Source organism: Stutzerimonas stutzeri (genome assembly GCF_000590475.1).
GTDB lineage: Bacteria > Pseudomonadota > Gammaproteobacteria > Pseudomonadales > Pseudomonadaceae > Stutzerimonas > Stutzerimonas stutzeri_D.
The window spans coordinates 4,152,735-4,176,715 of record NZ_CP007441.1; the positions used below are offsets into that span (position 1 = coordinate 4,152,735).

25 protein-coding genes are annotated in these 23,981 nt (G+C 59.8%); 16 read left to right on the plus strand and 9 right to left on the minus strand.

Annotation, left to right across the window (positions count from 1 at the left end; translation table 11 throughout):
• Nucleotides 1-15: 15 nt before the first annotated feature.
• The 5 genes from CH92_RS18865 (at nucleotide 16) to CH92_RS18885 (ending at nucleotide 2,861) form a co-directional block, all read left to right on the plus strand.
• Nucleotides 16-1,098, plus strand: coding sequence for a hypothetical protein (locus tag CH92_RS18865; RefSeq protein WP_235206172.1), 1,083 nt, complete (start codon nucleotides 16-18; stop codon nucleotides 1,096-1,098).
• A 121-nt stretch (nucleotides 1,099-1,219) separates the two neighbouring features.
• Nucleotides 1,220-1,408: a hypothetical protein gene (locus CH92_RS18870; RefSeq protein ID WP_025243317.1), complete on the plus strand. Its 189-nt coding sequence runs from the start codon at nucleotides 1,220-1,222 to the stop codon at nucleotides 1,406-1,408.
• Nucleotides 1,409-1,448: 40 nt separating this feature from the next.
• Nucleotides 1,449-1,901: a hypothetical protein gene (locus CH92_RS22095; RefSeq protein ID WP_025243318.1), complete on the plus strand. Its 453-nt coding sequence runs from the start codon at nucleotides 1,449-1,451 to the stop codon at nucleotides 1,899-1,901.
• A gap of 25 nt (nucleotides 1,902-1,926) precedes the next feature.
• Nucleotides 1,927-2,514, plus strand: a complete 588-nt coding sequence (locus CH92_RS18880; RefSeq protein WP_235206173.1) for a hypothetical protein — start codon at nucleotides 1,927-1,929, stop codon at nucleotides 2,512-2,514.
• Nucleotides 2,515-2,639: 125 nt separating this feature from the next.
• Complete coding sequence (locus CH92_RS18885; protein ID WP_025243320.1) at nucleotides 2,640-2,861, plus strand: hypothetical protein; 222 nt, start codon at nucleotides 2,640-2,642, stop codon at nucleotides 2,859-2,861.
• A 277-nt stretch (nucleotides 2,862-3,138) separates the two neighbouring features.
• Here the strand turns inward: CH92_RS18885 and CH92_RS22340 are convergent, their stop codons facing one another.
• A complete protein-coding gene (locus CH92_RS22340; protein WP_235206174.1) occupies nucleotides 3,139-3,411 on the minus strand; it encodes a hypothetical protein in 273 nt (90 codons plus the stop codon).
• Here CH92_RS22340 and CH92_RS22345 point away from each other — a divergent pair.
• From CH92_RS22345 to CH92_RS18905, 3 genes are all read left to right on the plus strand, one after another.
• Nucleotides 3,403-3,705 (plus strand): hypothetical protein, encoded by a 303-nt coding sequence (locus CH92_RS22345; protein WP_235206175.1) that lies wholly within the window; start codon nucleotides 3,403-3,405, stop codon nucleotides 3,703-3,705. The genes CH92_RS22340 and CH92_RS22345 overlap by 9 nt on opposite strands.
• A 113-nt stretch (nucleotides 3,706-3,818) precedes the next feature.
• The gene (locus CH92_RS21975; protein ID WP_144381051.1) at nucleotides 3,819-4,886 is read left to right on the plus strand and encodes a hypothetical protein; all 1,068 of its coding nucleotides are present in this window, start codon (nucleotides 3,819-3,821) and stop codon (nucleotides 4,884-4,886) included.
• Between the two features lie 1,376 nt (nucleotides 4,887-6,262).
• Nucleotides 6,263-6,862, plus strand: coding sequence for a hypothetical protein (locus CH92_RS18905; protein ID WP_025243323.1), 600 nt, complete (start codon nucleotides 6,263-6,265; stop codon nucleotides 6,860-6,862).
• Nucleotides 6,863-7,246: 384 nt separating this feature from the next.
• On the opposite strand, the gene CH92_RS18910 is transcribed toward CH92_RS18905, so the two are convergent.
• Nucleotides 7,247-7,963 carry a UTRA domain-containing protein gene (locus CH92_RS18910; protein ID WP_025243324.1) on the minus strand — a complete coding sequence of 239 codons (717 nt, stop codon included), beginning with the start codon at nucleotides 7,961-7,963 and terminating at the stop codon, nucleotides 7,247-7,249.
• A 348-nt stretch (nucleotides 7,964-8,311) separates the two neighbouring features.
• Between CH92_RS18910 and CH92_RS18915 the strand changes: the two genes are divergently transcribed.
• From CH92_RS18915 to CH92_RS18940, 6 genes are all read left to right on the plus strand, one after another.
• On the plus strand, nucleotides 8,312-9,370 hold the full coding sequence (locus tag CH92_RS18915) for an ABC transporter substrate-binding protein (RefSeq protein WP_025243325.1): 1,059 nt from the start codon (nucleotides 8,312-8,314) through the stop codon (nucleotides 9,368-9,370).
• A gap of 147 nt (nucleotides 9,371-9,517) precedes the next feature.
• On the plus strand, nucleotides 9,518-10,321 hold the full coding sequence (locus CH92_RS18920; RefSeq protein WP_025243326.1) for an alkaline phosphatase family protein: 804 nt from the start codon (nucleotides 9,518-9,520) through the stop codon (nucleotides 10,319-10,321).
• A gap of 59 nt (nucleotides 10,322-10,380) precedes the next feature.
• Nucleotides 10,381-11,229 carry an ABC transporter permease gene (locus tag CH92_RS18925; protein WP_025243327.1) on the plus strand — a complete coding sequence of 283 codons (849 nt, stop codon included), beginning with the start codon at nucleotides 10,381-10,383 and terminating at the stop codon, nucleotides 11,227-11,229.
• Nucleotides 11,216-12,013 carry an ABC transporter permease gene (locus tag CH92_RS18930; RefSeq protein ID WP_025243328.1) on the plus strand — a complete coding sequence of 266 codons (798 nt, stop codon included), beginning with the start codon at nucleotides 11,216-11,218 and terminating at the stop codon, nucleotides 12,011-12,013. Before CH92_RS18925 ends, CH92_RS18930 begins: the two co-directional genes overlap by 14 nt.
• 163 nt (nucleotides 12,014-12,176) lie before the next feature.
• Nucleotides 12,177-13,178, plus strand: coding sequence for an ABC transporter ATP-binding protein (locus CH92_RS18935; protein WP_025243329.1), 1,002 nt, complete (start codon nucleotides 12,177-12,179; stop codon nucleotides 13,176-13,178).
• On the plus strand, nucleotides 13,178-13,831 hold the full coding sequence (locus CH92_RS18940) for an HAD family hydrolase (protein ID WP_025243330.1): 654 nt from the start codon (nucleotides 13,178-13,180) through the stop codon (nucleotides 13,829-13,831). Before CH92_RS18935 ends, CH92_RS18940 begins: the two co-directional genes overlap by 1 nt.
• Nucleotides 13,832-13,850: 19 nt before the next feature.
• On the opposite strand, the gene CH92_RS18945 is transcribed toward CH92_RS18940, so the two are convergent.
• From CH92_RS18945 to CH92_RS18975, 7 genes are all read right to left on the minus strand, one after another.
• On the minus strand, nucleotides 13,851-15,047 hold the full coding sequence (locus CH92_RS18945) for a hybrid sensor histidine kinase/response regulator (RefSeq protein ID WP_025243331.1): 1,197 nt from the start codon (nucleotides 15,045-15,047) through the stop codon (nucleotides 13,851-13,853).
• Between the two features lie 3 nt (nucleotides 15,048-15,050).
• Nucleotides 15,051-15,653: a chemotaxis protein CheB gene (locus CH92_RS18950; RefSeq protein WP_025243332.1), complete on the minus strand. Its 603-nt coding sequence runs from the start codon at nucleotides 15,651-15,653 to the stop codon at nucleotides 15,051-15,053.
• Nucleotides 15,650-16,468, minus strand: coding sequence for a CheR family methyltransferase (locus tag CH92_RS18955; protein WP_025243333.1), 819 nt, complete (start codon nucleotides 16,466-16,468; stop codon nucleotides 15,650-15,652). The genes CH92_RS18950 and CH92_RS18955 overlap by 4 nt, the downstream gene beginning before the upstream one ends.
• 1 nt (nucleotide 16,469) lies before the next feature.
• Nucleotides 16,470-19,979, minus strand: a complete 3,510-nt coding sequence (locus tag CH92_RS18960; protein ID WP_025243334.1) for a response regulator — start codon at nucleotides 19,977-19,979, stop codon at nucleotides 16,470-16,472.
• A 213-nt stretch (nucleotides 19,980-20,192) separates the two neighbouring features.
• Nucleotides 20,193-20,351 (minus strand): YqaE/Pmp3 family membrane protein, encoded by a 159-nt coding sequence (locus CH92_RS21760; protein ID WP_003282625.1) that lies wholly within the window; start codon nucleotides 20,349-20,351, stop codon nucleotides 20,193-20,195.
• 207 nt (nucleotides 20,352-20,558) lie between these two features.
• Complete coding sequence (locus CH92_RS18970) at nucleotides 20,559-20,777, minus strand: hypothetical protein (RefSeq protein WP_025243335.1); 219 nt, start codon at nucleotides 20,775-20,777, stop codon at nucleotides 20,559-20,561.
• Nucleotides 20,777-21,610 (minus strand): MBL fold metallo-hydrolase, encoded by an 834-nt coding sequence (locus CH92_RS18975; RefSeq protein WP_025243336.1) that lies wholly within the window; start codon nucleotides 21,608-21,610, stop codon nucleotides 20,777-20,779. The genes CH92_RS18970 and CH92_RS18975 overlap by 1 nt, the downstream gene beginning before the upstream one ends.
• Nucleotides 21,611-21,823: 213 nt before the next feature.
• Between CH92_RS18975 and CH92_RS18980 the strand changes: the two genes are divergently transcribed.
• Both CH92_RS18980 and CH92_RS18985 read left to right on the plus strand, forming a co-directional pair.
• Nucleotides 21,824-23,206, plus strand: a complete 1,383-nt coding sequence (locus tag CH92_RS18980) for an NfeD family protein (protein ID WP_025243337.1) — start codon at nucleotides 21,824-21,826, stop codon at nucleotides 23,204-23,206.
• Nucleotides 23,207-23,209: 3 nt separating this feature from the next.
• A complete protein-coding gene (locus tag CH92_RS18985; RefSeq protein WP_025243338.1) occupies nucleotides 23,210-23,971 on the plus strand; it encodes a slipin family protein in 762 nt (253 codons plus the stop codon).
• Nucleotides 23,972-23,981: the final 10 nt, after the last annotated feature.

The following is a 23,981-nucleotide window of genomic DNA, read 5'->3' on the forward strand; positions in this document are numbered from 1 at the left end:
GACCCAATTGCCCTTATGGCCAAAGCCCCCGCAGACCCCGACTTCGACCTAAAGAACCAGCGACCCAGTGCGGGAGAAATGCGCAGCTTCGCCACCGGCCAAGCACTGTTTCTGGCCCCCCTGCCACTGCCCACCGGCCATGCGCCGATGGACCTGGGAGGCAGCTTTCTGGAAGTTAACGACACTTATCTCGATGTGGGACAAAGTAACTTCAACAAAGCATTCCAGGCCCAGCTCATGATTTGGGTCCTAATGTGCGTTCTGATTTCATGTTTGATAGTGCTCCCATTAGTTGAATTGGCCATGTTTTTTGGTGATCCTCACGAACGGACGTTTATGACTCATGTAATGAGCATGCTTGAAGGCCTCCGTTTTTATTCGCTACTGGCCTTACTAGGTGGCGGCTTCATAGCTATTTTGGGCTGCTATTCAGTCATCAGCACCACCCTACAAAAAGCCCGCACCCGGCCCATGCGCTTTAACCGCCAGCGCCGCGAGGTCTGCTATTTCCCCAGCGGTTCGGACGAGCCGATCATTCAGCCGTGGGAAGAGCTGGTGGTGTGGGTTTCGGTCAGCACCGGCACCACGGGCGAGGGCATCATGAGTACCTATACCCTGGGTATGGCCCTCGACAACCCGAAAACCGACAAGACACACTTCCTTAATCAGGGCGTACTGACCCCTGCCCATGGCCTGTCCAAGTGGGAGGCCATTCGCGTGTATATGGAACAAGGCCCGGCCTTTGGCCCCGGCAAAGCCCCCTACGAGGGGCGCCATACTTTTGATGAAGAGCGTGAATCCATGCGCGAGGCTTACCGTGAGGGCGACTGTTCGGCCTTCGGCGTGGCGTTTTGGTACGTGCGCAATGTCGTTACCTGGTGGCGCTTCCCTTACTGGGTCGCCGAGTGGGACCACCGCTACAGCATGAAACCCATGCCCGCCAGCATTGAGCAGTGGTCTCAGCCATTGCCGCCAGAGCAATGGGCCAAACCCTGCAGCGCGCTGCTGGCAGAAACTGCTGAAATCGAAAAAGCCTTCGCCAATGGCCAAAACTTTATGGATTACTTCGACAGCACACTGGGCAAACCGCGAGCGTAGCCTAAGCCAAGCAGTAACCCAGTGGGGGCAATTGTCAGCGACGCCTACCAGCTTTTCCTACTCCGGCACCTCCAGGCACACTTGAATCGCATCATGCCGCCAATACTCGAAGGCGCATTCGATGCATCTGGCACCTCCCTCCGCAATCGAGGGCGTGGCCATCACGGAGTTGCTGCTGGCCCTGCGTATCGAAACGCGCAATGCGCAAGGCCAGTATCAGGCGATACACCATATGATTCGCCTGCAACACGATAATGAAGACAGCTACTTAACTAGCGAGCAAACACCTCGTGGGGCGCCGGCCGCCTAGCTGACTCTCGACTCGCTTCTTTACCCGCTACAGGCCCGTCATGACCCTGCCCGACAGCAACGCTACACAGTTTCTCAAGCAGCAACCCAAGGCGGGCGATACCCAACCCTTTCCTTCCGGGCAAATCACCTACCTGGCACCGCTGCCCCTACCTACCCAGCATCCGGCGCAGGATTACAGTCATGCCGTGGGCGAGATGAATGAGACCTATCTGGACTTTGGTACAGGGTTGCCCCAGGTGTTTGGCTGGCAAATGCTGATTGGCGGGCCTTTCGCACTCTTTGCAATGATCACTTATTTGCTACCCATGATTGCAGCTTTACTGGCGTTGGGCGTGGGGGGGGCTGGACGATGCGAAAGATTTTTTTTACGGCACGTATGGCGAAGCGCAATGGGTAGGCGCAGTTACAGGACTCTCTTGCGGCGCTCTCAGCTTTTTCGTTTGGCTCCAGACTCGCAGCAAAGCCAGCCATATAAGACCCACCCGCTTTAACCGCCAACGCCGCGAAGTGTGCTTTGTGCCCATTGGCGATCGTGATCCAATTGCCGTGCCCTGGGAGTCGCTTTCCGCTTGGGTGATTCAGGCTCAGGGAGCTACCCAGTATGGCGTGCAGCGTCAGTACGCCATGGGCGTGGGCTTTCATCATGCGCCCAGCGGGCGCGACTGTACCTTGGAGTTCCCCTGCGCCGGTCTACCTCTGGCCATCAGCAACTGGGAGGCCATTCGCGCCTATATGGAGTACGAGGTGCATAGCCTCAAGGACATCCAAGATCCGCTGGAACTACAAGGCCCGGACGACCCGCCCCACGAAGGCCTGCACACCTTCCGCAATGCCCGTCAGCGCCTGCACCGCCGCTTCCGCGAGGGCGAGGTGGGCGTATTCGGCGTTTTCGGTTGGTACCTCTACCATGTAATGACGCTCTGGACGCTGCCCAACTACATGACCGAATGGGATATCCGCAGCATCAAACGCAAAAGCCGCGCCGCCCTGCCGCGCACCATGCATGAATGGTCCAAACCCCTGCCGCCCGAGCAATGGGCCAAACCCAGCGCCGAGTTACAGCGCCTGAGCCAGCAGGTAAAAGCCCTGCACACAAAACTGTGAACTACGGCGGCTGACCCGCCAGAGAGGCTGAATAAACTGCGGCATGCGGCAGGCGGATGCAAGCAAAGCGCCAGCCCCGAACTTCAACACGACCGACGTTCCGTTCTGGGCCGATGAGAAGACCCATGCTGAATCCTGACCCTTTCTACAGCCCCGGCGCCTACGATCCGGAGCAGATTCCCGAGCAACCACCAGCCGAGAAACAGCCGTGGTTACGCCGCTTTGGCAGCGTGCGTATGCCCTGGGGGGGCACTCAGGACATGCTCCCTTACTGTGTACTGACGAATATCAAACCAACTGATTTACGTTTGGTGGAGACGATCACAAAGGAAAAAGTAGAGCAGTAGAACACGGAAACTATGTTCCGAAATTACTGGAGCATTTAGACCTGCATGATCGTTTAGATAACGAAAAAATCAGGCATGCTCAGTTCCCTGGTAGCTCAAAATTTTGGATTTACTTAAAGACGCTTGGAGATGTAGGGGTTTTTTTCTATCTCCAATTGCACTTCTCTCATTTGCATCAATCACTAACTACACACAAGTAGGCTGGCAAAGCGAGCTATCAAAAAACCTTTTAGATGCTTTTGTTTTTGTTGTCCTACCTTCTCTATTGATGTGGGGGCTAGGCTGGCTCGTAATCAATCACTTCCCCAAACTCTGGATCAAACCCTCCAGAGGCCCACTCTGGGAATTTAACCGCCGTACCGGGCTGGTCACCGTCTTCGATTATGACAATAACGGCGAATACAAGAAGAATGGCACTATCGGCGAAAAGGTCGCCCCGTTCTAGGAGTTCGATGCCTATATCACCACCACGCCGGATCGTCAGGGCCTTCCCAACAACGTGTTGTGCATCGTCCATCGTTACCGGAATATCTGGATCAATATGGCCCACTTCGTCGGTGCCAGCGGCAGCACCTCAGTGCCCTGCGCACTCTGGGACTACCTGCAGAACTATATGGATGTCAGCAAACCCCTGCCGGAAACCCCGGAGCTGGAAGCCTTCCGCCAGCTCGATCCCATCACCGCCGAACACGACCGCCATACCGGCCGCGAACCCCGCTACTGGCGCGACATGGACGACGCCGCCTTCAAAGCCAAGGTGCGGGAAATGACCGAACGCATTCCCCAGATCGACACCTTCAGCCGCCCCAACCTGATGGCCCGACATGTGAGCTACGGCGGCTGAGCAGCCAGAAAGGCTGGATAAACTGCGCATGCCGGAGAGACGGATGCAAGCAAGGCGCCAGCCCCGAACTTCAACACGACCAACCTTCCCCTTCTGGGCCAACGAGAAGACCCATGCCGAATCCTGATGCCTTCTACAGCCCCAGCGCCTACAGCGCAGAGCATATTCCCGACCAGCCGCCGGCCAGCGAACAGCCCTGGCTGCGCCGCTTCGGCAGTATGCGTCTACCTTGGGGAAGTACTCAGGACATGCTCCCCCCGTGCGTACTGACAAATATCAAACCAGCGGACTTGCGTTATCAGGAAGAGCTCGACAGGGTCAGGAGCGAGCAAAAGAGTCGTGGCGAATATATACCCAAACCATTTGAACATATCGATTTTCACGACAGGCTGGACAACGAGAAAATCCGCCACGCCCAACTACCAGCAAGCTCAAAGTTCTGGATATATATGCAGATCATTGGAAGAGGAGGAGCAATAATCATTTCCCCCTTTGTATTTGTCTCGTGCTTTATAGGCATCGATTTCGGGAAGCCTGATTGGTGGCGTTTTTTTTTAGATGGTCTATTCGAGATGTTCATCTTCTTCTGCCTTCCTTTACTAGTTGCTTGGGGAATAGGCTGGCTTGTAATAAATCACTTTCCGAAACTCTGGATCAAACCTTCCAGAGGACCATTGTGGGAGTTCAACCGCCGTACCGGACTGGTCACCGTGTTCGATTACGACAATAACGGCGAATACAAGAAGAATGGCACTATCGGCGAAAAGGTCGCCCCGTTCTACGAGTTCGATGCCTATGTCACTACTACACCGGATCGTCAGGGCCTGCCCAACAACGTGTTGTGCATCGTCCATCGCTACCGGGATATCTGGATCAATATGGCCAACTTCGTCGGTGCCAGCGGCAGCACCTCCGTGCCCTGCGCACTCTGGGACTACCTGCAGAACTATATGGATATCAGCAAACCCCAGCCGGACACCCCGGAGCTGGAAGCCTTCCGCCACCTCGACCCCATCACCGCCGGACACGACCGCCATACCGGCCGCGACCCCCGCTACTGGCGCGACATGGACGATGCAAGCTTCAAAGCCAAGGTGCGCGAAATGACCGAACGCATCCCCCAGATCGACACCTTCAGCCGCCCCAATCTGATGGCGCGGCATGTGAGTTACGGAGATTGAACGACAGCCGAAAATAAATCTGCCCCTTTCCGCTCGCTATCTCTCTCTTACACCGGATATCACATGAATTGTTCACTCAATTGGGCCTCCTTCAGGCATCCAGCCACATGCGCGATGATTTTAGTCAGCCTCGCTCAACTGGGCTGCGATGCACAGACATCCAATGAGAGTCCCGTCGTCGAAAACGCAGAAGTACAGGTTCCGCAACCAACCGAAGTGCACCTCCCGGTATCCTTCGCTTCCGGCGATACTAGCCGATACCGCGTTCTGGCCACGACTAAACGTGGCGTGAGATTCTTTCCGCGATTATCAAGTATCGAGCCGAAAGAAAGCACTACCGAGTTTGGATTGGTATTCAAAGTTACGTCAGTGGAAGCCGATGGCGTGATTTTGACAGCCCATGTGGACTACGTGGCCACTCGGGCAAATGTTGGGACAATGCTTTTCCGATCGACACGCGTCAAAATCTTACTCAGATGAACGATATGTCCGCTGGGGACTATGAGATCAAGCACCCTGGCCTTAGGGATCTGGACCATCCGCTAAACGCCAGCTGGCGGGTATTCAAGGCAATCACTGAAGAACCTTTCCAGATTTACCTTGACCGTGATGGTGGCTTCATGGAGCTGCAAGGTTATGCTCCTAAGACAGGGGACGCTGATAGCCTAAACCTGCTGGCACCCGGTAGGCTAGCTATGATGCTATGCCTAATGCTGCCGCCTCATCAGCCGGAGTACGTCTCTGTCGGCGACCGATGGACCGGGCAATGCAATGGACAGTCAACATCCTTCGAAATCGCCCGTGTCAGTAGTAATCGCGCCATTTACGCCGGTGCATTGAGCTATCAGCGAGACGGCACGCTTTACACAAGTGAAATCCGCGGGAATATGTACGACATGCTGGCTAGCGGCGAGATCCACCTAGGCCAATCCCACCGCAAGGAACAGGACGCCCCAGGCCTCGGCAATTTAGTAACGACGAGTACCGTGGACATCACAGCCACAGCACAGGTAGCACGACGGACGCGCTGACATATATCTCCCAACTAAGTCCATTGCTTCGTGATCACCTCGATTATTTGCCGCACCGAACTTCGTCAGCCTAATTTCTGCTGGATTGCGCCGCTAGCGGACACCTCTAGGCCAACATCGGAGTTACGTTGCTGGCCCGACTTGGACGACGAAACGTTGAATACCAAGGTGCGCGAAATTACCGAACGCATCCCCCAGATCGACACTTTCAGCCGCCCGCACCTGATGGCGCAGCATGTGAGTTATGGGGGTTGAACAACAGCCGAAAATAAATCTGTTCCCTTTCCGCTAAATATCCATCGCAACTAAACAGTAACTAGCCTCTTGGCTAATAAGGAATGGTCATTGCAACAACGGGTCCGACTTTACGCCAATAACTGCCACTTCACCGATGACAAGTTTGATCGATATGAACCGCTGGTGCGGCAGCCCAATACTCACCAGGGAAAAATTTTTCTAGCATGTCTTGCAACCTCACTCGGGCTGTTCTTGTTTGGCGTGATAACCGAGCGTGACTGGCTCGCGGGCACCATGGGATTGGCGACGCCAATTGTGCCATTTGTTGTCCTTTACTTGCGTGGGCGCGGAGTTCCCGAGGACAAGATCGAGGCGTATGCAGTACAGAGGGGGCTACTGCTGATATTCGAATGCGGCCAGTTTTCGGAGCTTTCTGCCGAGATTCTGATTCCGTTTACCGAGATCACCTCGATCATCCTGGAATCGAAAGTGGTGTACGAGGGACGCTTGGGGCCCCACCGGTGGCGACAATACCGAATCAGTACCTCCCGCGCCGGAGAAACGCCGCACGTACTGATCAATACCTTTAGGCCAATGCATCTAGTCCTGCAAGATCTACGGAGGCTGTCCGCACTATCTGGAGCGAACCAAATCGACATGCAGCTTATAGCTCCACAGGAAGAAATCGCGGCGCTGAGAACTCATTAGATTGGCCGCCAGCTCAGAAACGATGCGATAACGCGTGCGCCTCGACGGGCACTGTCCGATTAATAATTTTTTAGCACGCGCAGGATTTGTCCCTCGACGCCTGACTGAATGCTCGCACTGAACGGGCAACAACGGCTTCGCTATGGAAATCGTGCCGAAAAGCCCAGACAGCGCTCCGACCAAGCGGTCCACTACTTGGACCGCTCATTACGATGTTGCTTCACTAGAAGCTCCCTCCCCGCGTCCTCTCAGCTTCCGAATTCGCCGAATGGGTAAGCCTGCCGACCTCGCGGTGGGCCATACGCTCACCCAGCTGGAACGATCAATCGCTGAGTGCAAAGCGAATCTGACGTTGCTGGCCCAACCCACCTAAACGGCCTACCCTCACTCCGGCACCTCCACACACACATGAATCGCATCGTGCCGCCAGTACTCCACATCGCAATCGATGATTCGCTCGTGCTGGTCGCGGTTGAGGCGGGTGATGCGCAGGGCGGGGCTACCGGGGGCGGTGCGCAGGGTGGTGGCGGCTTCGGGATGCAGGGCGGTGGGGACCATGTCGAAGCGGACGCGGCCGTAGCGGATGTCATATTCGCTGGCATATAGCTCGGTCAGCGAGCGGGTCAGGTCGTAGTCGAGAATGTCTGGGAAGTAGCTGGGGTTCAGATAGTGTTCAACGTAGAGCACCAGCCGACCGTCGATGCGCCGGGCGCGGCGGATCTGGATGACACCGGACAGCGCGGGCAATCCCAGTCGCGCGCAGATGTCCGCTGCGGCGGGCACTAACCGGGCAGACAATACCTCGGTTGCCGGGAGCCTGCCCTGCTCGCGGACCATGGCGTGGAAGTGGCTACGCACCAGCGGGTTGTAAGCGATCCGAGGCGGTGAGACGAACCATCCACGGCGATCCTCTCGGTAGATCAACCCTTGCGACTCGAGCTGGCCCAGCGCCTCTCTCAGCGTGATGCGCGTGGTATCGAAGAGCTCGCTGAGTTTGCGCTCGGATGGCAACTGCCCGCCGGGCTGCAGCAATCCATGGGCGATCTGCTCCTGCAAGGACCGACAGATTGCCGTAACCGCCCGTGGTGACTCGTCACGCATCAATTTCTCCTCAACTGGACTAGTCCAGCACCAGGACGGAGCGCTTGCTCTCGTCATTTCACCCGCAAACGCTTTTCAGGTTAGGCAAGCCGGATGACCGCCGCATGACATTGGCACGCAATGCCGGCCGCCACAGCGGGTGTTTCGGTCCACTCAAGCGTATCGGCAACTTTCGATGGAGCCACGCCAGGCAAGCTTCTCAGGCTGAGCTAGGCTTGCTACGGCACTCCTGTCGCGGTGTCGCCCCCAAGAGGCGGCGGCGGAGGCAACGACATCAAAATGTCATTTGCACCCCCTAGATTGGCTTCAGTCTTGCTGACCTAGACCAACCTGCGAAAGGAGCTTCTGATGAAACGACTGCTGCTGGCTTCACTGCTGGGATCGGCGATCGCCCTGGCGACATCGGCGAACGCTGCACAAACGGACCTGAAAGGCCTCGAAGAGGCGGCTCGCGCAGAGGGTGAGGTCAATAGCGTCGGCATGCCGGACAGCTGGGCCAATTGGAAGGACACCTGGCAGGACCTGGAGAAGAAGTACAGTCTCAAGCACATGGACACCGACATGAGTTCGGCCCAGGAGATCGCCAAATTCGCCGCCGAGAAAGACAACGCCACCGCCGACATCGGTGACGTCGGCGCGGCATTCGGGCCGATCGCCGTGCAGCAGGGCGTTACCCAGCCGTACAAGCCGAGCAACTGGGAGCAAATCCCGGACTGGGCGAAGGACAAGGACGGCCACTGGATGCTGGCCTACACCGGTTCGATCGCCTTCATCGTCAACAAGCAGCTGGTCGACAAGGCGCCGTCCTCCTGGGCCGAGCTCAAGGATGGCAAGTACAAGGTCGCCATCGGCGACGTCAGCGCAGCGGCCCAGGCGGTGAGCGGGGTGCTGGCGGCTGCCATCGCCAACGGCGGTGACGAGACGAACATCCAGCCGGGCCTGGATTATTTTGCCGAGATCGCCAAGCAGGGCCGCCTGTCCTTGTCGAACCCGACCATCCAGACGCTGGAACGCGGCGAAGTGGAAGTGGGCGTGGTCTGGGATTTCAATGGCCTGTCTTACCGCGATCAGATCGACCCCAGCCGCTTCGAGGTGCTGATCCCTTCCGATGGCTCGGTGATTTCCGGCTACACCACCATCATCAACAAGTACGCCAAGCACCCCAACGCCGCCAAGCTGGCACGCGAATACATCCTTTCCGACGCCGGGCAGATCAACCTGGCCAAGGGCAACGCGCGACCGATCCGCGCCGAGCACCTGACCCTGCCCGCCGAGGTGCAGGCCAAGCTGCTACCGAACGAGCAGTACGCCAAGGTCAAACCCATCGAGAACGCCGAAGCCTGGGAAGCGACGTCCAAGGCGCTGCCGCAGCAGTGGCAGGAAACCGTGATCATCGAAATGGAGTGACCGGCAGCCAACCGGCTCAGGATCGTAGGATGGGCTTTAGCCCCAAAAAAACGCGGACTGTGGGCTGAAGCCCACCCTACGAACTGGAGACATACCTGTAGGAGCAACGACTCGGCGTCTCCTACCAAGGCAAGCAGGGTAGCAAGCATGGGAAAAGCCATTCTCGTCGTGCTCGACGGCCTCAACTATCAGGTCGCCGAGCACGCGCTCGGACATCTACAGGCCTATTGCATCGCCGGTCGCGGCGCGTTGTACCGCTTGCAATGCGAGCTGCCCGCACTGTCCCGACCGCTGTACGAATGCATCCTCACCGGCGTTCCGCCCATCGAGAGCGGCATCGTGCACAACGACGTGGTGCGGCTGTCCACCGAGCGCAGCGTTTTCCACAACGTCCGTGATGCCGGATTGATCACGGCGGCCGCGGCTTACCACTGGGTCAGCGAGCTGTACAACCGCGCGCCGTTTCACGCCGCACGCGACCGTCACAGCGAGACCCCCGAGCTGCCGATCCAGCATGGCCATTTCTACTACGAAGACCACTACCCGGATTCCCACCTGTTCGCCGACGCAGAGAGCTTGCGGCTGCGGCATAACCCGGATTTCCTGCTGGTGCACCCGATGAACATCGACGACGCCGGCCACAAGCACGGCCTGGATTCGTCTCAATACCGCAATGCGGCGCGCCGCGCCGACGTCCTGCTGGCCGAGTATCTGCAGCGCTGGCTGGATGAGAGCTATCAGGTGCTGATCACCGCCGACCACGGCATGAACAGCGATCGCTCCCACAATGGCCTGCTGCCGGAAGAGCGCGAGGTGCCGCTGTTCGTACTGGGTTCGGCATTCAGCCTCGACGCGAGCGCCCGACCGAAACAGACCGAGCTGTGCGGCACGCTGTGCGAACTGCTCGGCGTGCCGCATGACAAGCCGGCATGCCGGGAGCTGCTGAAATGACCGCGCCGCTTGAGAACAACCTCAAGACCGCGGCCATTCGCGAACATGCTGCTCCGACCATGGTCAGCCGCAGACCAGCGCGCAGCAAGCATCTGGCGCTGCTCTGCCTGCTGCCCTTCGCGCTGTTCTTCTTCGCCTTCCAGATCGCCCCGCTGCTGTGGGTCACGCTCAATAGTCTGCATACCGCGGACGGCTGGGGCCTGGCCAATTTCCAGAAGGTGTTCAGTTCGAAGTTCTATCTTCAGGCCATCAAACACAGCCTGCAGATCTCGTTCTGGTCCAGCTTGTTCGGCATCGTCATGGCCATTCTCGGCAGCTACTCGCTGCGCCAGGTCGATTCCAAACTGCGTGATTTCGTCATGGCGTTTTCCAACATGACCAGCAACTTCGCTGGCGTACCGCTGGCGTTCGCCTTCGTCATTCTGCTTGGCTTCAACGGGGCGCTGACGATCCTGCTGAAGCAGGCCGGAATCATCGAGGACTTCAATCTCTACTCCAAGACCGGCCTGATCGTGCTCTATACCTATTTCCAGATTCCGCTGGGCGTGTTGCTGCTCTACCCCGCGTTCGACGCGTTGCGCGAGGACTGGCGCGAATCGGCCTCCTTGCTGGGGGCCGGCACCTGGAGTTACTGGCGCCATATCGGTCTGCCGGTGCTGACACCTGCGCTGCTCGGTACCTTCGTCATCCTGCTGGCCAACGCATTGGGCGCCTACGCCACCGTCTACTACCTCACCACCGGCAACTTCAATGTGTTGCCGATCCGCATCGCGGCGATGATTTCCGGTGATATCTCGTTGGATCCGCACATGGCCAGTGCCCTGGCGATGGTGCTGGTGGGGCTGATGGCGGTGATCACCGTGGCGCACCAGCTGCTGCTGAAGAGGAGCTACCATGCGAGCCGCTGAAGCCCGACGCGGCCTGCTCTACCACCGGGTGGTGGTCTGGCTGCTGTTCCTGATCCTGTTGCTGCCCTTGGCGGCGACCTTTCTCTATTCGATCTCAAGCAGCTGGTCGGCGACCATTCTGCCCGATGGCCTGACCATCGACTGGTACCTCCGGCTGTGGAGCGACGCGCGTTTCCTGCGTGCCTTCGGTCAATCGTTGCTGGTTTGCTTAGGCGCCCTGGGCCTAGCCGTGGTGCTGATCCTGCCGCTGCTGTTCGTGGTGCATTACCACTTCCCGAAGCTCGACGGCCTGATGAACATCCTGATCCTGCTGCCCTTCGCGGTGCCGCCGGTGGTGTCCTCGGTCGGGCTGCTGCAGCTGTACGGCTCGGGGCCGCTGGCGATGGTCGGTACGCCGTGGATTCTGATTGGCGCCTACTTCACCATCGCGCTGCCATTCATGTATCGCGCGATCAGTAACAACCTGCAGGCGATCAACTTGCGCGACCTGATGGACGCCGCCCACCTGCTTGGCGCCAGCAGCTGGAAGGCGGCGTTCCTGGTCGTACTGCCGAACCTGCGCAAGGGACTGATGGTGTCGCTGTTCCTGTCGTTCTCCTTTCTGTTCGGCGAGTTCGTGTTCGCCAACCTGCTGGTCGGCACGCGCTACGAAACGCTGCAGGTGTACCTGAACAACATGAAAAACAGCAGCGGCCATTTCAACAGTGCGCTGGTGATTTCCTACTTCTTCTTTGTACTGGTGTTCACCTGGGCCGCGACGAGAATGAATCGAGACAAACCCTAATGGTTTACGAAACGCCCGAGAGCACAAATGTGCTGGAGAAGAAGCTCCGTAGGGTGGGCTTTAGCCCACCGAACCGGGCGCCTCGTAGATGCGGTGGACTGAAGCGGAGCGCCGCTCACCCCATCCCGACCACTGCAGCGACTAATCCAGCCAGGGCCACCCCATGAGCTACCTTTCTATCCGCGGCCTACATAAAGCCTTTGGCGAAACCCAGGTCTTCAGCGATATCAGCTGCGAGGTCGCCAAGGGCGAGCTGATAACCCTGCTCGGTCCCTCTGGGTGCGGCAAATCCACACTCCTGCGGTGTATCGCCGGGCTTACCGAGGTGGATGGCGGGCAGATTCTGCTCGACGGTGAGGACCTGGTGCCGCTGTCGCCGCAGAAGCGCCAGATTGGCATGGTGTTCCAGAGTTACGCGCTGTTCCCCAACATGACCGTTGAGCAGAACGTCGCCTTTGGCCTGCGGATGCAGAAGGTCGCGCGGGAAGAAAGCACGCGGCGGGTGGCGGAAGTACTGGCAATGGTCGAGCTGAACGACTTCGCCCGGCGCTACCCCAGCCAGCTCTCGGGCGGGCAATGCCAGCGCGTCGCACTTGCCCGTTCACTGGTAACGCGCCCTCGTTTGCTGCTGCTCGACGAACCCTTATCGGCGCTGGATGCACGCATTCGCAAGCACTTGCGCGAACAGATCCGCGCGATCCAGCAGGAGCTGGGACTGACCACCCTCTTCGTTACCCACGACCAGGAAGAGGCACTGACACTCTCCGACCACATCCTGTTGATGAACGCCGGGCGCATCGTCCAGAGTGCGGACGCCGAAACCCTGTACACCGCGCCGGTGGATGCCTTCGCCGCAGGCTTTATCGGCAACTACAACCTGCTCGCGGCGGATGTTGCGTCACGCCTGCTGCAGCGCCCAATCGACGCGCAGGTGGCGATCCGCCCGGAAGCCATCGTTCTGGCCAATGTCGCCGAGGGGCACCAAGCAATCTCCGCTGTGATCAAGAGCCACAGCCTGCTCGGCAATGTGATCCGCTATCGGGTCGAAGCGCGTGGCGTCGAGCTATTGGTGGACGTGCTCAATCGCTCAGCCGCTGATCTTCATCCCCACGGCCGCCAGGTAAGCCTTACCATCGACGCTTCGGCAATTCACGAGGTGGCTTGATGGCATTAGCAATTTTTGACCTGGACGAAACCCTGATCGATGGCGATTGCGCCAGTCTCTGGTCGCACGAAATGGCTAAGATTGGCTGGGTGGACGCTGAGTCTTTTCTGCGTAAGGACGCCGAGCTGATGGCCGAATACGCCTTCGGACGGCTGGCGATGGAGGACTACATGGCGTTCAGCCTGGCACCGCTGGTGGGCCGCACCGCCGAAGAGGTAGCCCATGTGGTGGAGCCGTTCGTCGAGGACGTGATCGAACCGCTGATCTACAGCGATGCCATGCGCCATATCGCCGAACATCGCAAAGCCGGTGACCGCATTCTGGTGATATCCGCTTCGGCAGAATTTCTCGTCGGGGCCGTCGCCGAACGGCTCGGCATCGGAGAAGTGCTGGCGATCCAGCTGGAGGAGCAGCACGGCTTCTACAGCGGCAACACCCGCGGCGTGCTGACCTACCGACAAGGCAAGGTGGCACGACTACGCGAATGGGCCGATGCGGCGGGCGAATCGCTGGACGGCGCGCACTTCTACTCCGACTCGATCAACGACCTGCCGCTGCTCGAGCAGGTGGCGCATCCCTACGTAGTGAATCCCGACCCTCTGCTGCGCGAGCAAGCCGAGGCCAGGGGCTGGCCGCAACTAACCTGGCGCTGAAAGGTCCGCCGAGGCCATTTCAGGCCTCGGCGTTCAGCGGCAGCAGAACGCGGAACAGCGCGCCCTTGCCCTCTTCGCTTTCGACTTGAATGCGACCGCTATGCGCCTTGACGATCTGCTCGGCGATGAACAATCCGAGCCCGAGCCCGGCGCTGCTCTCGCTGCCCTCGGCGCGTTCGAATTGGCAGAAGATCCGTTCGAGGCTGTTCTGGCTGATGCCAATGCCCTGGTCGCGTACTTCGATACAGGCTGTCGTCGCGCTGGCATCGACACTGACTTGCACCGGCTTGCCTGAGCCGTAGCGCATCGCATTGGTCAGAAGGTTCGCCAGCACCTGCTCGATACGAAACTCGTCCCAGACTCCAATTATCGGCTCTGGGCGCTGGAACAGCAGCGTGCAGCCACTGGCCTCCATCTGCGCCGCGAAATTCTCCACGACGCTGGCCGTCAGCGCGCCCAGATCGACGCGGCTGGGGCGGATCGACAGCTTGCCGGTGCGAATCCGTGAGACGTCGAGCATGTCGTCGATCAAGCGGATCAGACTTTGAATCTGCCGTTCGTCCTTGTCGACCATCTGCCGCAGCTTGTCTTCGCTGAAGGCGGCGAGATTGTTTCGGCCAAGCTGCAGCTTGCGCAGTTGGACCTCGAGAATCAGCGTGTTGAGGGGTGTTTTCAGCTCATGGGAGACGATCGACATGAAATCGTCGCGCATGCGTACCGCGTCTTCCAGCTCGGCTTTGGTGCTGCGCAGCTCGTCGAGCAGCACTTCCTGCTCCCGACGGCTGCGCTCAAGCGCTTCGAGTTGATGCGCCATTCGCTTGCGATTGCGATACAGATCGACGAACACGCTGACCTTGCTACGCACCGCATGGGTATCGAGCGGCTTGTGCATGAAATCCACCGCACCGCTCTCGTAGCCCTTGAAGGCGTAATTCAACTCGCGGCCCGCGGCGCTGACGAAGACGATCGGGATGTGCTTGGTACGCTCGGTGCCACGCATCAGCTCTGCCAGCTGGAAACCGTCCATGCCAGGCATCTGGACATCGAGAATGGCCAGCGCGAATTCGTGCTGCAACAGCAGCTCGAGCGCCTGCTCCGCCGATTCGGCCTGATGAACGCGAACACCGGGGTTCCTGAGAATGGCATCCAGCGCCAGCAGGTTTTCCGGCAAATCATCGACGATCAGCAGGTTCGCTTCATCGGGATGGTCGGGCATGGGTCACTCCAGTTCGCGCAACAAATTATGAATATCGCGCAAGGGCAAGATGTAATCCGGCGCAAAGCGCTGGAGTGCGGAAAGCGGCATGGTCGGAACCTCGGCTTCCTCGGGATCCTGAACGATGGTGATACCGCCTGCTCGTTTGATCGCCTCCAGTCCCGCGGCGCCATCCTCGTTGGCACCGGTTAGCAGTATGCCGGCGACGCGCTCGCCCCAGGCATCGGCGGCCGATTCGAACAGCACGTCGATCGAGGGGCGCGAGAAATGAACGGCATCGTCCTGGCTGAGCGAAAGGGACAGATCCGCTTCCACCAGCAAATGGTAACCAGGTGCCGCGAAATACAAGGTTCCGGCGCGCACCACCTCCTTGTCATCCGCTTCCTTGACCTGCAGTGCCGTCTTTCTCCGGAATATTTCGGCCAATTGGGTCGGCCCGCTCGGCGGTATGTGCTGAACCATCAGCAACGGCTGACGCAGATTGCCTGGCAGTCCTTCGACCAACGTACTCAACGCGGCCAGACCGCCGGCCGAAGCGCCGATCACCACGGCATCGATGCGCCGGACAAGGGGCTTGGTTGAAGTGTCGGTGACCGCGTATTTCATAGCTTGCGGAAGATCCTTTCCTGCTTGTCGAACGCCTCGTAGCGTCCAGCGTAGCCGGAGAATTCCACGGTTTCCTTGCTGCCCAGCCCAAGAAATCCGCGGTGACACAAGGAATCGTGAAACAGACCAAAGGCCCGATCCTGCAGTGGCTTATTGAAATAGATCAGGACATTGCGGCAGGAAACCAGTTGAGTTTCGGCAAACACGCTGTCCGTCGCCAGGCTATGATCGGCAAAGGTTACCTTTTCTTTCAATGACTTATCCACGATCGCCGAATCATAGGCCGCGGTGTAGTAATTGCTGAGGCTGTACCTGCCGCCGGCACGCTGGTAGTTCTCGGTGTACTGACGCATGTCGCCGATATCGAAGATACCCCGGCGCGCCTGCTCCAGCGAACGCGGATTGATATCGGTCGCGTAGAGAATCGTACGCTCGAGCAAGCCCTCTTCCTTGAGTAGGATCGCCATCGAATAGACCTCTTCCCCCGTACTGCAACCGGCAATCCAGATCTTCAACGATGGATAGGTACGCAGCACCGGTACCACGTGCTCGCGCAGCGCCAGGAAGTAGCTCGGATCGCGAAACATCTCGCTCACCGGGATCGTTAGATACTGCAGCAGCTCCATGAACGCCTGTGGTTCATAGAGGATTCTGCGCTGCAGCTCCGAAATGCTATCGCAGCGCATCTGCTTCAACGCCAGCAGTATTCGGCGCTTGAGCGAGGCGCCGGAATAGTCGCGAAAATCGTAGCTGTAGCGCAGGTAAATCGCCTCGATCAGCAACTTGATTTCGATGATCTGGGAGCGTTCGGGCATGTCACAGAAGCTCCACTTTAGGCAGCCAGACGCGGATCAGCGAGAACAGGCGATCAAGATCGATGGGTTTGGCCAGGTAATCGTTAGCGCCAGCGTTCAGGCAACGATCCTGATCGTCTTTCATGGCCTTGGCGGTGACCGCGATCATCGGCAGCTTCGCAAAGCGCGAATCTTTGCGGATTTCCTGCATCGCGGTGAAGCCGTCCATCTCGGGCATCATGATGTCCATCAGCACCAGATCGATATCGTCGACGTTCTGCAACTGCGAGATGGCCTCATGGCCGTTGCGGGCGATCTCGATCAGCGCCCCCTTCTGCTCCAGCGCGCTGGTCAGTGCGAAGACGTTGCGCACATCGTCGTCTACTACCAGGATCTTGCGACCCTCGAAGGCCTTTTCGCGGCTGCGCACACTCTTGAGCATCTTCTGCCGCTCCGGGGGCATATCCGATTCGACCTTGTGCAGGAACAGCGTGACCTCGTCCAGCAGCCGTTCCGGCGAGCGCGCGCCCTTGATGATGATCGAGCGCGAGTATTTCATCAGCGCGGCTTCCTCGTCGCGGGTCAGGTTGCGCCCGGTGTAGACGATGACCGGCGGGAACGAGCAGATTTCCTCCCTTGCCATGCGCTCGAGCAACTCGTGGCCATCCATGTCGGGCAGCTTGAGGTCGATGATCATGCAGTCGAAAACGGTGGAGCGCAGCAGTTCGAGGGCCTGCTCGCCGAACTCCACCGCCGTGATTTCGATATCGATATCCTCGATCAGCCGCGACACGCTTTCGCGCTGCCGGGCGTCGTCCTCGACTAACAGGATGCGCTTGACCTTCTGCGCCAGCTTTGCATCCAGCCGACTGAAGACCTTCCTGAGATCGTCTCGGCTGGTCGGCTTGATCGCGTAGCCGATCGCCCCCATCTGCAGGGCCGCCTCCTTGCGATCCTCGACGGAGACGACATGCACCGGGATATGCCGGGTGATGGGGTCTTCCTTGAGACGCTCGAGCACGGTCAGGCCTGAATGGTCGGGCAGACGCATGTCCAGCAAGATGGCATCGGGTCGGTACTCGACGGCGGTGTCGAAACCGGCATCGGCGCTCTGCGCGATCAGGCAGTTGTATTTCAGCTCGTGTGCGAGGTCGCGCAGGATGCAGGCAAAATGCGGATCGTCCTCGATGACCAGCACCGAGCGCTCGCTGAACGGCGCTCTGCTGCGGTCATCAGCGAGCGCCGGTGGCGCCGGCTCGTCGATCCGTACCGCTGCGGCCGGAGGAGTCGGGTGCGGGCGCGTGTCCGCGGCAGTGATCGGGGCCGGCTGAGACGGGGCCGGCAAACGCGCCGACTGTTGTTCAGCTGCGGGCTCGTTGTAATGATCCGGGACAATCAGGGTAAACACGCTGCCGGCGCCCGGCTCGCTGTGCACTTCGATGGTACCGCCAAGCAACTGAGCCAACTCGCGGGAAATCGACAGCCCGAGGCCAGTCCCGCCGTAACGCCGGTTAGTGGTGCCGTCTGCCTGGCGGAACGCCTCGAAAATCACCGCCTGCTGATCTTCAGCGATGCCGATGCCTGAATCCTGCACGGCAAAGGCAATCTGACGTTCGTCGTGGCGCGTCACACGCAGGGTGACCGAGCCTTTTTCGGTGAATTTGAAGGCATTCGCCAGTAGATTCTTTAGGACCTGCTCGAGCCGCTGGCGATCGGTGTAGAGACTCGTCGGCAGCCCATCGCCCAATTCGATGTCGAACTGCAGCGACTTATCCAGCGCCTGGGCGAGGAACAGGCTCTTCAGCCCGTCGGCCATGCGGGTCAGCATCACCAGTTCTGGGTGCACGTCGAGTTTGCCGGCCTCGACCTTGGAGATGTCGAGGATGTCATTGATCAGATTGAGCAGGTCGTTGCCGGCCGAATAAATCGAGCGCGCGAATTGCACCTGATCTTCGCTCAGATTGTCGTCCGGGTTGTCAGCCAGCAACTTGGCCAGAATCAGCGAGCTGTTCAGCGGGGTGCGCAGCTCGTGAGACATGTTGGCAAGAAATTCGGACTTATAGCGGCTGGCGCGCTGCAGCTCATCAGCGCGCTCTTCAAGCATCAACTGGACCTCGCGCAGACGGTTGTTCTTCAAGTCCATCTCGTCGCGCTGGCGCGCCAGTTCCTGGGTATGCTCGGCAAGCTGCTCGTTGGTTTGTTCCAGTTCGGCCTGCTGCTCTTCCATGTGCACCTGCGACTCGCGCAACGCGCTGGACTGTTCCTCGAGTTCCTCGTTGGCGGCGCGTAGCTCTTCCTGCTGGACCTGCAATTCTTCGTTGAGCTGCTGGGTTTCAGCCAGTACACGCTGCAGGCGCTGGCGGTAGCGCGCAGCTTCAATGGCCGAACCGATGCCCTCGCTGATGCGCCTCAGCAGCTCGCTGTCCTCTTCACGCAACGGCCGCAGGAAGCCGATTTCCAGCACGGCATTGAGCATGCCGTTGTCTTCCACCGGGGCGATCAGCACGGATCTGGCATCGGCACTGCCCAGCGCCGAGCTAACCTTCAGATAATTGGGCGGCAGGCTGTCGAGCCTCATCATCCGGCGCTCCAGCGCCACTTGACCCACCAGCCCTTCGCCGAGCGCCAAGGTGCGATCGCTGCGCAATCTGTCTTTGTCCCAGCCGAACTCCGCGACTCGCTCCAGCTTGCCCTCCTGGGTCACGTAGAGCGCACCGACCGCAACCTCGAGGTAACGCGAAAGGAAACTGAGCACATTCTGTCCCAGCGTCGGCAAGGCCTGTTCGCCAATGATCGACTCGCCGAGCAGGGTCTGCCCGGTGCGATACCAGGCCTGTTTTTCCAGCGCAGCTGCATGGGCCCGCTGTTGCTCCAGCGATTCGGCATAGCTGTCGGACAGGCTGAGCAGGTCGCGTCGACCGAAATACACCAGCAATCCGCTGAAGATCAAACTGAACAGAAGAAAGCTGCCGATCAGCACCGTGGTAATCGTCTCCGACGTCCCGGTGCGCTCGGCTCTGACCTGCCGCTCATAGGCGATGAAGTCGTTGAGCAGTTTGCGCTGCTCGTCCTTCATGTCCAAGCCGCTCTTGCTGCGCACATAGTCATCGATCGGCAGCCCCTGGATCCGACGGCCAATGGCCGCCTCGGCAAAATCGACCCATTGCCGATGCAACCGCTCAGCGCGCCGAATGCGGTTCAACTGCACCGGGTCATGAGCTGCATATTTTTTGAGCAATTCCAGCTGGGTGTCCAGCAATGGCAACTCACGCCGATAGGGCTCGAGAAAAACATCCTCGCCGGTGATCAGGTAGCCGCGCATCGAGGCTTCCAGATCCCCCATTATTTTGAGCGTCTCGTGAGCATAGGAAACCCCAACGACTGAGCGCTCGACCCAGTGGCTGACACTCAGCAGAAAATAGACGATGGCGCCGAAGAAAAACGCACTGAGAAATCCGAAACCAAGCGGAACCGCCACGTTGCGGTTGAGGATGCGCCTGAAGTTGTTCTGATCGATGAAAGAGTCGCCCATGTGGTTCCTTCCCGTGTGCTGCGCAGTGACAGTGCCCACGGCAGCGCGGGCAGCTGCGTCGCCCGAAGGCGCACGCTCCGATCCCGTCAAGTTCAAGGGAGATTTGCGCGAGATGGCCTCATGCAAAATCGACCGGGGACTTTACACCGCCTCGCTTGCAAGCACAAAAAGCCCGGCTGAATGGCCGGGCTTTTTGTGCCGCAATACCGATCCTCAGCGCCGAGCGATGATCCAGACCGCGTGAATGATGCCCGGAATGTAGCCCAGCAGCGTCAGCAGAATGTTCAACCAGAAGGCGCCAGCGAAGCCGACTTGCAGGAATACCCCCAGCGGAGGCAGAAGTATCGCGATGATGATTCGAATCAGGTCCATCTTGGGTCCCCTAAGGTCTGGTTCTGGCTGAAAGCCTACTGTGAATCGACCCGATCAGACCCTGGGGGTTCCTTTGGCGATGGCCCGCCACCGGGCTCTGAAGACGTGGAAACGAGCGGCAGCCATTGCCGCCAGGCGGCGCTTACCGCAACCGGTAGCGGGCGATCGCCCCGCGCGTGTTCATCACCAGACAGCCCGCCCGCGCCCCTAACGGCCGGCCGGCGGTGATCCGGAGCGCCCCTCGCGCTTGCGCCGAATGTTGATCCACGACAGCACAGCCAGTGCCAGCATCAGACCAGCTATATTGAAGTTGCCCACCAGCAGATAGCCCAGACCCGCCAGCGAGCAGGCCACAAGGCCGACCCAGCGTACATAGCCCATCATGGTGCGCACCGCCCCGCCGACGCGGTCGTCTTGCGGCGGCATCAGTGCGACCCCGCACGCATGCGCTCGAATTCCTTGGCATCGTGGCTGCAGAACAGCGTCACCTCGCCCTTGTGCTCCATCGACAGGGTCCAGAGCCGATGCTGATTGGCCAGGCGCGCCGGGCGGTCGACTTCCATCATGCGCTGATAGAGGCGTAGCCCCGGGGTGCAGTGGCGCTCGTTCTGGCCCACTTCGTCGCGATAGAAATAGGCATCGCCGGCGTGCAGCAACCAACCGTCGCCACTCTGCAGCGCGACGCCTGCGTGGCCGTGCGTGTGGCCAGTCAACGGGATTAGCAGGATCTCCGGCGGCAGTCCGCGCATTTCCCGGACCGCCTGAAAGCCGAACCAGGTATCGCCACCCGGCTGGTAGAACTGCCAGTTGCGCACCTCGTCCCATTGCTTGTGGCGATAACGCTGGTGGCCGATAAAGCTATGGGTCGAACGCGCCGCGTCGATTTCCCGCTGCAACACATGAACCTGCGCCTCGGGAAAATCCTCCAGCCCACCGGCGTGATCGAAGTCCAGGTGCGTCAGGAGAATATGTCGGACGTCTCCCGGATCGAAACCCAGCTGGCGTATCTGCTCCAGCGCCGTGAGGTGGCGTTCGAATTTGACGTTATTGAGCGCGATGAAGAAAGAACTGAGGCGCTTGCGCGGCTCCAGTACATCGCAGCTGCCGAAACCGGTGTCGACCAGCACCAGGCCGTGCTGCTCGGTCTCGATCAACAGACAGTGGCACACCAGACTGGCCGTCAGCCCTTGGCTGAAACCGTCGAACAACCGCCCACCCAGCGGGCACATGCAGCCACAGTTGAGATGATGAATACGCATGGACACTCCTCATGGCCGAGCCGGCGGGACACTTCGTGCGCAACGACCTTCTTCTGAATTGTGAGGCCCGATAGCGCGATAGAGTTCAGGCCGTTTCCATTCGGCCGGCAAATGATTCGCCCGCACGACAGGGGCCCCGCGCCAGCTGAACTATCCTCTCTGGTACTGCCGCGTCACCGTCTCGCCAATCGCCGCTCTGGGAGGACCTCGCCCATGCGCCACCGCCGCTTTGATCAACTGGCAGGACTGCTGTCGTTGCTGCTGATCGCGTGGCTGGGGTGCGTCGGCATGGCCCTGGCTGCTGCGCCAGTGACCGTCCTGCGGGTCGATGGGGTGATCGGGCCGGCCAGTGCCGACTACCTCGTCAGAGGCATACACCGCGCCGCGCAAACCGACGCACAGCTGTTGGTGCTGCAGCTCGACACGCCCGGCGGCCTGGACAGCTCGATGCGCGCGATCATCAAGGAAATCCTCGCCAGCCCCGTGCCGATCGCCACCCATGTCACGCCCAGCGGCGCACGCGCGGCCAGTGCCGGGACCTACATGCTCTATGCCAGCCATGTCGCCGCGATGAGTCCGGGCACCAACCTCGGCGCCGCCACCCCCGTGCAAATTGGCGGTGCGCCCGGCGCGCCGCCCGATAAACAACCGGATAAGCAAGCGCCGGAAAGCGAGGGCGGCGGCGATGCCATGAGCCGCAAGCAAGTCAACGATGCGGCCGCCTACATTCGCGGCCTGGCGCAATTGCGCGGACGCAACGCCGAATGGGCCGAGCAGGCGGTGCGCGAGGCGGTCAGCCTGTCGGCCAACGAAGCGTTGGACCTCGACGTGGTCGACTATCTCGCAACCGATCTTGCAGACCTGCTTGCCCAACTCGATGGCAAGACCCTTCTGACCCGTACGGGAGAACGAACGCTGCACACGACCAACGCCACCCTCGATCACTACGATCCGGACTGGCGAGTGCGCCTGCTGGCGGTGATCACCAACCCCAGCGTGGCGCTGATCCTGATGATGGTCGGTATCTACGGCCTGATATTCGAGTTCTCCAACCCGGGCACCGGCGGTGGCGGCGTGATCGGCGGTATCTGCCTGTTGCTGGCGTTGTACTCGCTGCAGCTGTTACCGGTGAACTACGCCGGCGTGGCGCTGATCCTGCTGGGGTTGGGCTTCATGATCGCCGAGGCCTTCCTACCCAGTTTCGGCGTGCTCGGCCTGGGCGGCGTGGTCGCCTTCGTCACCGGTGCGGTAATCCTGTTCGACACCGATGTACCGGGCTACGGCATTCCGCTGGCCTTGATCGGCACGCTGGCCGTAGTCAGCGCGCTGTTGGTGTTCGCCATCGTCAGCATGGCGCTCAAGGCACGCCGGCGACGCCTGGTCAGCGGCGACGCCGGGCTGGTCGGCAGCCTGGCGCCAGTGACGCGCATCGACGCGGCCGACCCCGCTTGCGGCTGGGTGCAGCTGCAGGGTGAACACTGGCGGGTGGTAAGCCCGGTGCCATTACATCCCGGTCAACAGGTGCGCGTCATCGCAAGGCGCGGGCTGCAACTGGACGTTACTGCGGCCGATGCGCCGCCCATCGAGAAGAGGTGAATCATGGGGTTTGAATTGAGCTTTATCGCGGTATTGGTACTCGTGATCGCCTTGCTGGCATCGACCTTTCGCATCCTTCGTGAATACGAACGTGGCGTAGTGTTCCAGCTGGGTCGCTTCTGGAGGGTCAAGGGACCAGGACTGATTCTGGTCATTCCAGGCATTCAACAGATGGTCCGGGTGGACCTGCGCACCCTGGTGCTGGACGTGCCGACCCAGGACGTGATCTCCCGGGATAACGTGTCGGTGAAGGTCAATGCCGTGGTCTATTACCGCGTGCTGGACGCCGAGAAAGCCATCATCCAGGTCGAGGACTACCATTCGGCCACCAGCCAGCTGGCCCAGACCACCTTGCGCGCGGTACTGGGCAAGCACGATCTGGACGACATGCTGGCCGAGCGCGAGCAGCTCAACAACGACATTCAACAAGTCCTCGACGCCCAGACCGACGCCTGGGGCATCAAAGTGGCGAACGTCGAGATCAAGCATGTGGACCTCGACGAGTCGATGATCCGTGCCATCGCGCGCCAGGCCGAAGCGGAACGCGAGCGGCGCGCCAAGGTCATTCATGCAGAGGGTGAATTGCAGGCGTCGGAGAAACTGATGCAGGCCGCCGAGATGCTCGGTCGCCAATCCGGCGCCATGCAGCTGCGTTACATGCAGACGCTGAGCAACATTGCCGGTGACAAAAACTCGACCATCGTCTTCCCGTTGCCCATGGAACTGCTGCAAGGCCTGGGCAACCTCACCAAGAAATCCGAGTAGAACGCCCATG

What these genes read in the sequence shown, in the direction of transcription:
- CH92_RS22095 (WP_025243318.1), top strand. Translation starts at nt 1,449, where the DNA reads ATGACCCTGCCCGACAGCAACGCTACACAGTTTCTCAAGCAGCAACCC.
- CH92_RS18945 (WP_025243331.1), bottom strand. Translation starts at nt 15,047, where the DNA reads ATGCCCGACCATCCCGATGAAGCGAACCTGCTGATCGTCGATGATTTG.
- CH92_RS18970 (WP_025243335.1), bottom strand. Translation starts at nt 20,777, where the DNA reads ATGCCGCCGCAAGACGACCGCGTCGGCGGGGCGGTGCGCACCATGATG.
- CH92_RS22345 (WP_235206175.1), top strand. Translation starts at nt 3,403, where the DNA reads ATGGCCCACTTCGTCGGTGCCAGCGGCAGCACCTCAGTGCCCTGCGCA.
- CH92_RS18940 (WP_025243330.1), top strand. Translation starts at nt 13,178, where the DNA reads ATGGCATTAGCAATTTTTGACCTGGACGAAACCCTGATCGATGGCGAT.
- CH92_RS18910 (WP_025243324.1), bottom strand. Translation starts at nt 7,963, where the DNA reads ATGCGTGACGAGTCACCACGGGCGGTTACGGCAATCTGTCGGTCCTTG.
- CH92_RS18955 (WP_025243333.1), bottom strand. Translation starts at nt 16,468, where the DNA reads ATGCCCGAACGCTCCCAGATCATCGAAATCAAGTTGCTGATCGAGGCG.
- CH92_RS18920 (WP_025243326.1), top strand. Translation starts at nt 9,518, where the DNA reads ATGGGAAAAGCCATTCTCGTCGTGCTCGACGGCCTCAACTATCAGGTC.
- CH92_RS18980 (WP_025243337.1), top strand. Translation starts at nt 21,824, where the DNA reads ATGCGCCACCGCCGCTTTGATCAACTGGCAGGACTGCTGTCGTTGCTG.
- CH92_RS18885 (WP_025243320.1), top strand. Translation starts at nt 2,640, where the DNA reads ATGCTGAATCCTGACCCTTTCTACAGCCCCGGCGCCTACGATCCGGAG.
- CH92_RS18930 (WP_025243328.1), top strand. Translation starts at nt 11,216, where the DNA reads ATGCGAGCCGCTGAAGCCCGACGCGGCCTGCTCTACCACCGGGTGGTG.
- CH92_RS18985 (WP_025243338.1), top strand. Translation starts at nt 23,210, where the DNA reads ATGGGGTTTGAATTGAGCTTTATCGCGGTATTGGTACTCGTGATCGCC.
- CH92_RS18950 (WP_025243332.1), bottom strand. Translation starts at nt 15,653, where the DNA reads ATGAAATACGCGGTCACCGACACTTCAACCAAGCCCCTTGTCCGGCGC.
- CH92_RS21975 (WP_144381051.1), top strand. Translation starts at nt 3,819, where the DNA reads ATGCCGAATCCTGATGCCTTCTACAGCCCCAGCGCCTACAGCGCAGAG.
- CH92_RS18925 (WP_025243327.1), top strand. Translation starts at nt 10,381, where the DNA reads ATGGTCAGCCGCAGACCAGCGCGCAGCAAGCATCTGGCGCTGCTCTGC.
- CH92_RS18915 (WP_025243325.1), top strand. Translation starts at nt 8,312, where the DNA reads ATGAAACGACTGCTGCTGGCTTCACTGCTGGGATCGGCGATCGCCCTG.
- CH92_RS18870 (WP_025243317.1), top strand. Translation starts at nt 1,220, where the DNA reads ATGCATCTGGCACCTCCCTCCGCAATCGAGGGCGTGGCCATCACGGAG.
- CH92_RS18865 (WP_235206172.1), top strand. Translation starts at nt 16, where the DNA reads ATGGCCAAAGCCCCCGCAGACCCCGACTTCGACCTAAAGAACCAGCGA.
- CH92_RS18960 (WP_025243334.1), bottom strand. Translation starts at nt 19,979, where the DNA reads ATGGGCGACTCTTTCATCGATCAGAACAACTTCAGGCGCATCCTCAAC.
- CH92_RS18935 (WP_025243329.1), top strand. Translation starts at nt 12,177, where the DNA reads ATGAGCTACCTTTCTATCCGCGGCCTACATAAAGCCTTTGGCGAAACC.
- CH92_RS18975 (WP_025243336.1), bottom strand. Translation starts at nt 21,610, where the DNA reads ATGCGTATTCATCATCTCAACTGTGGCTGCATGTGCCCGCTGGGTGGG.
- CH92_RS21760 (WP_003282625.1), bottom strand. Translation starts at nt 20,351, where the DNA reads ATGGACCTGATTCGAATCATCATCGCGATACTTCTGCCTCCGCTGGGG.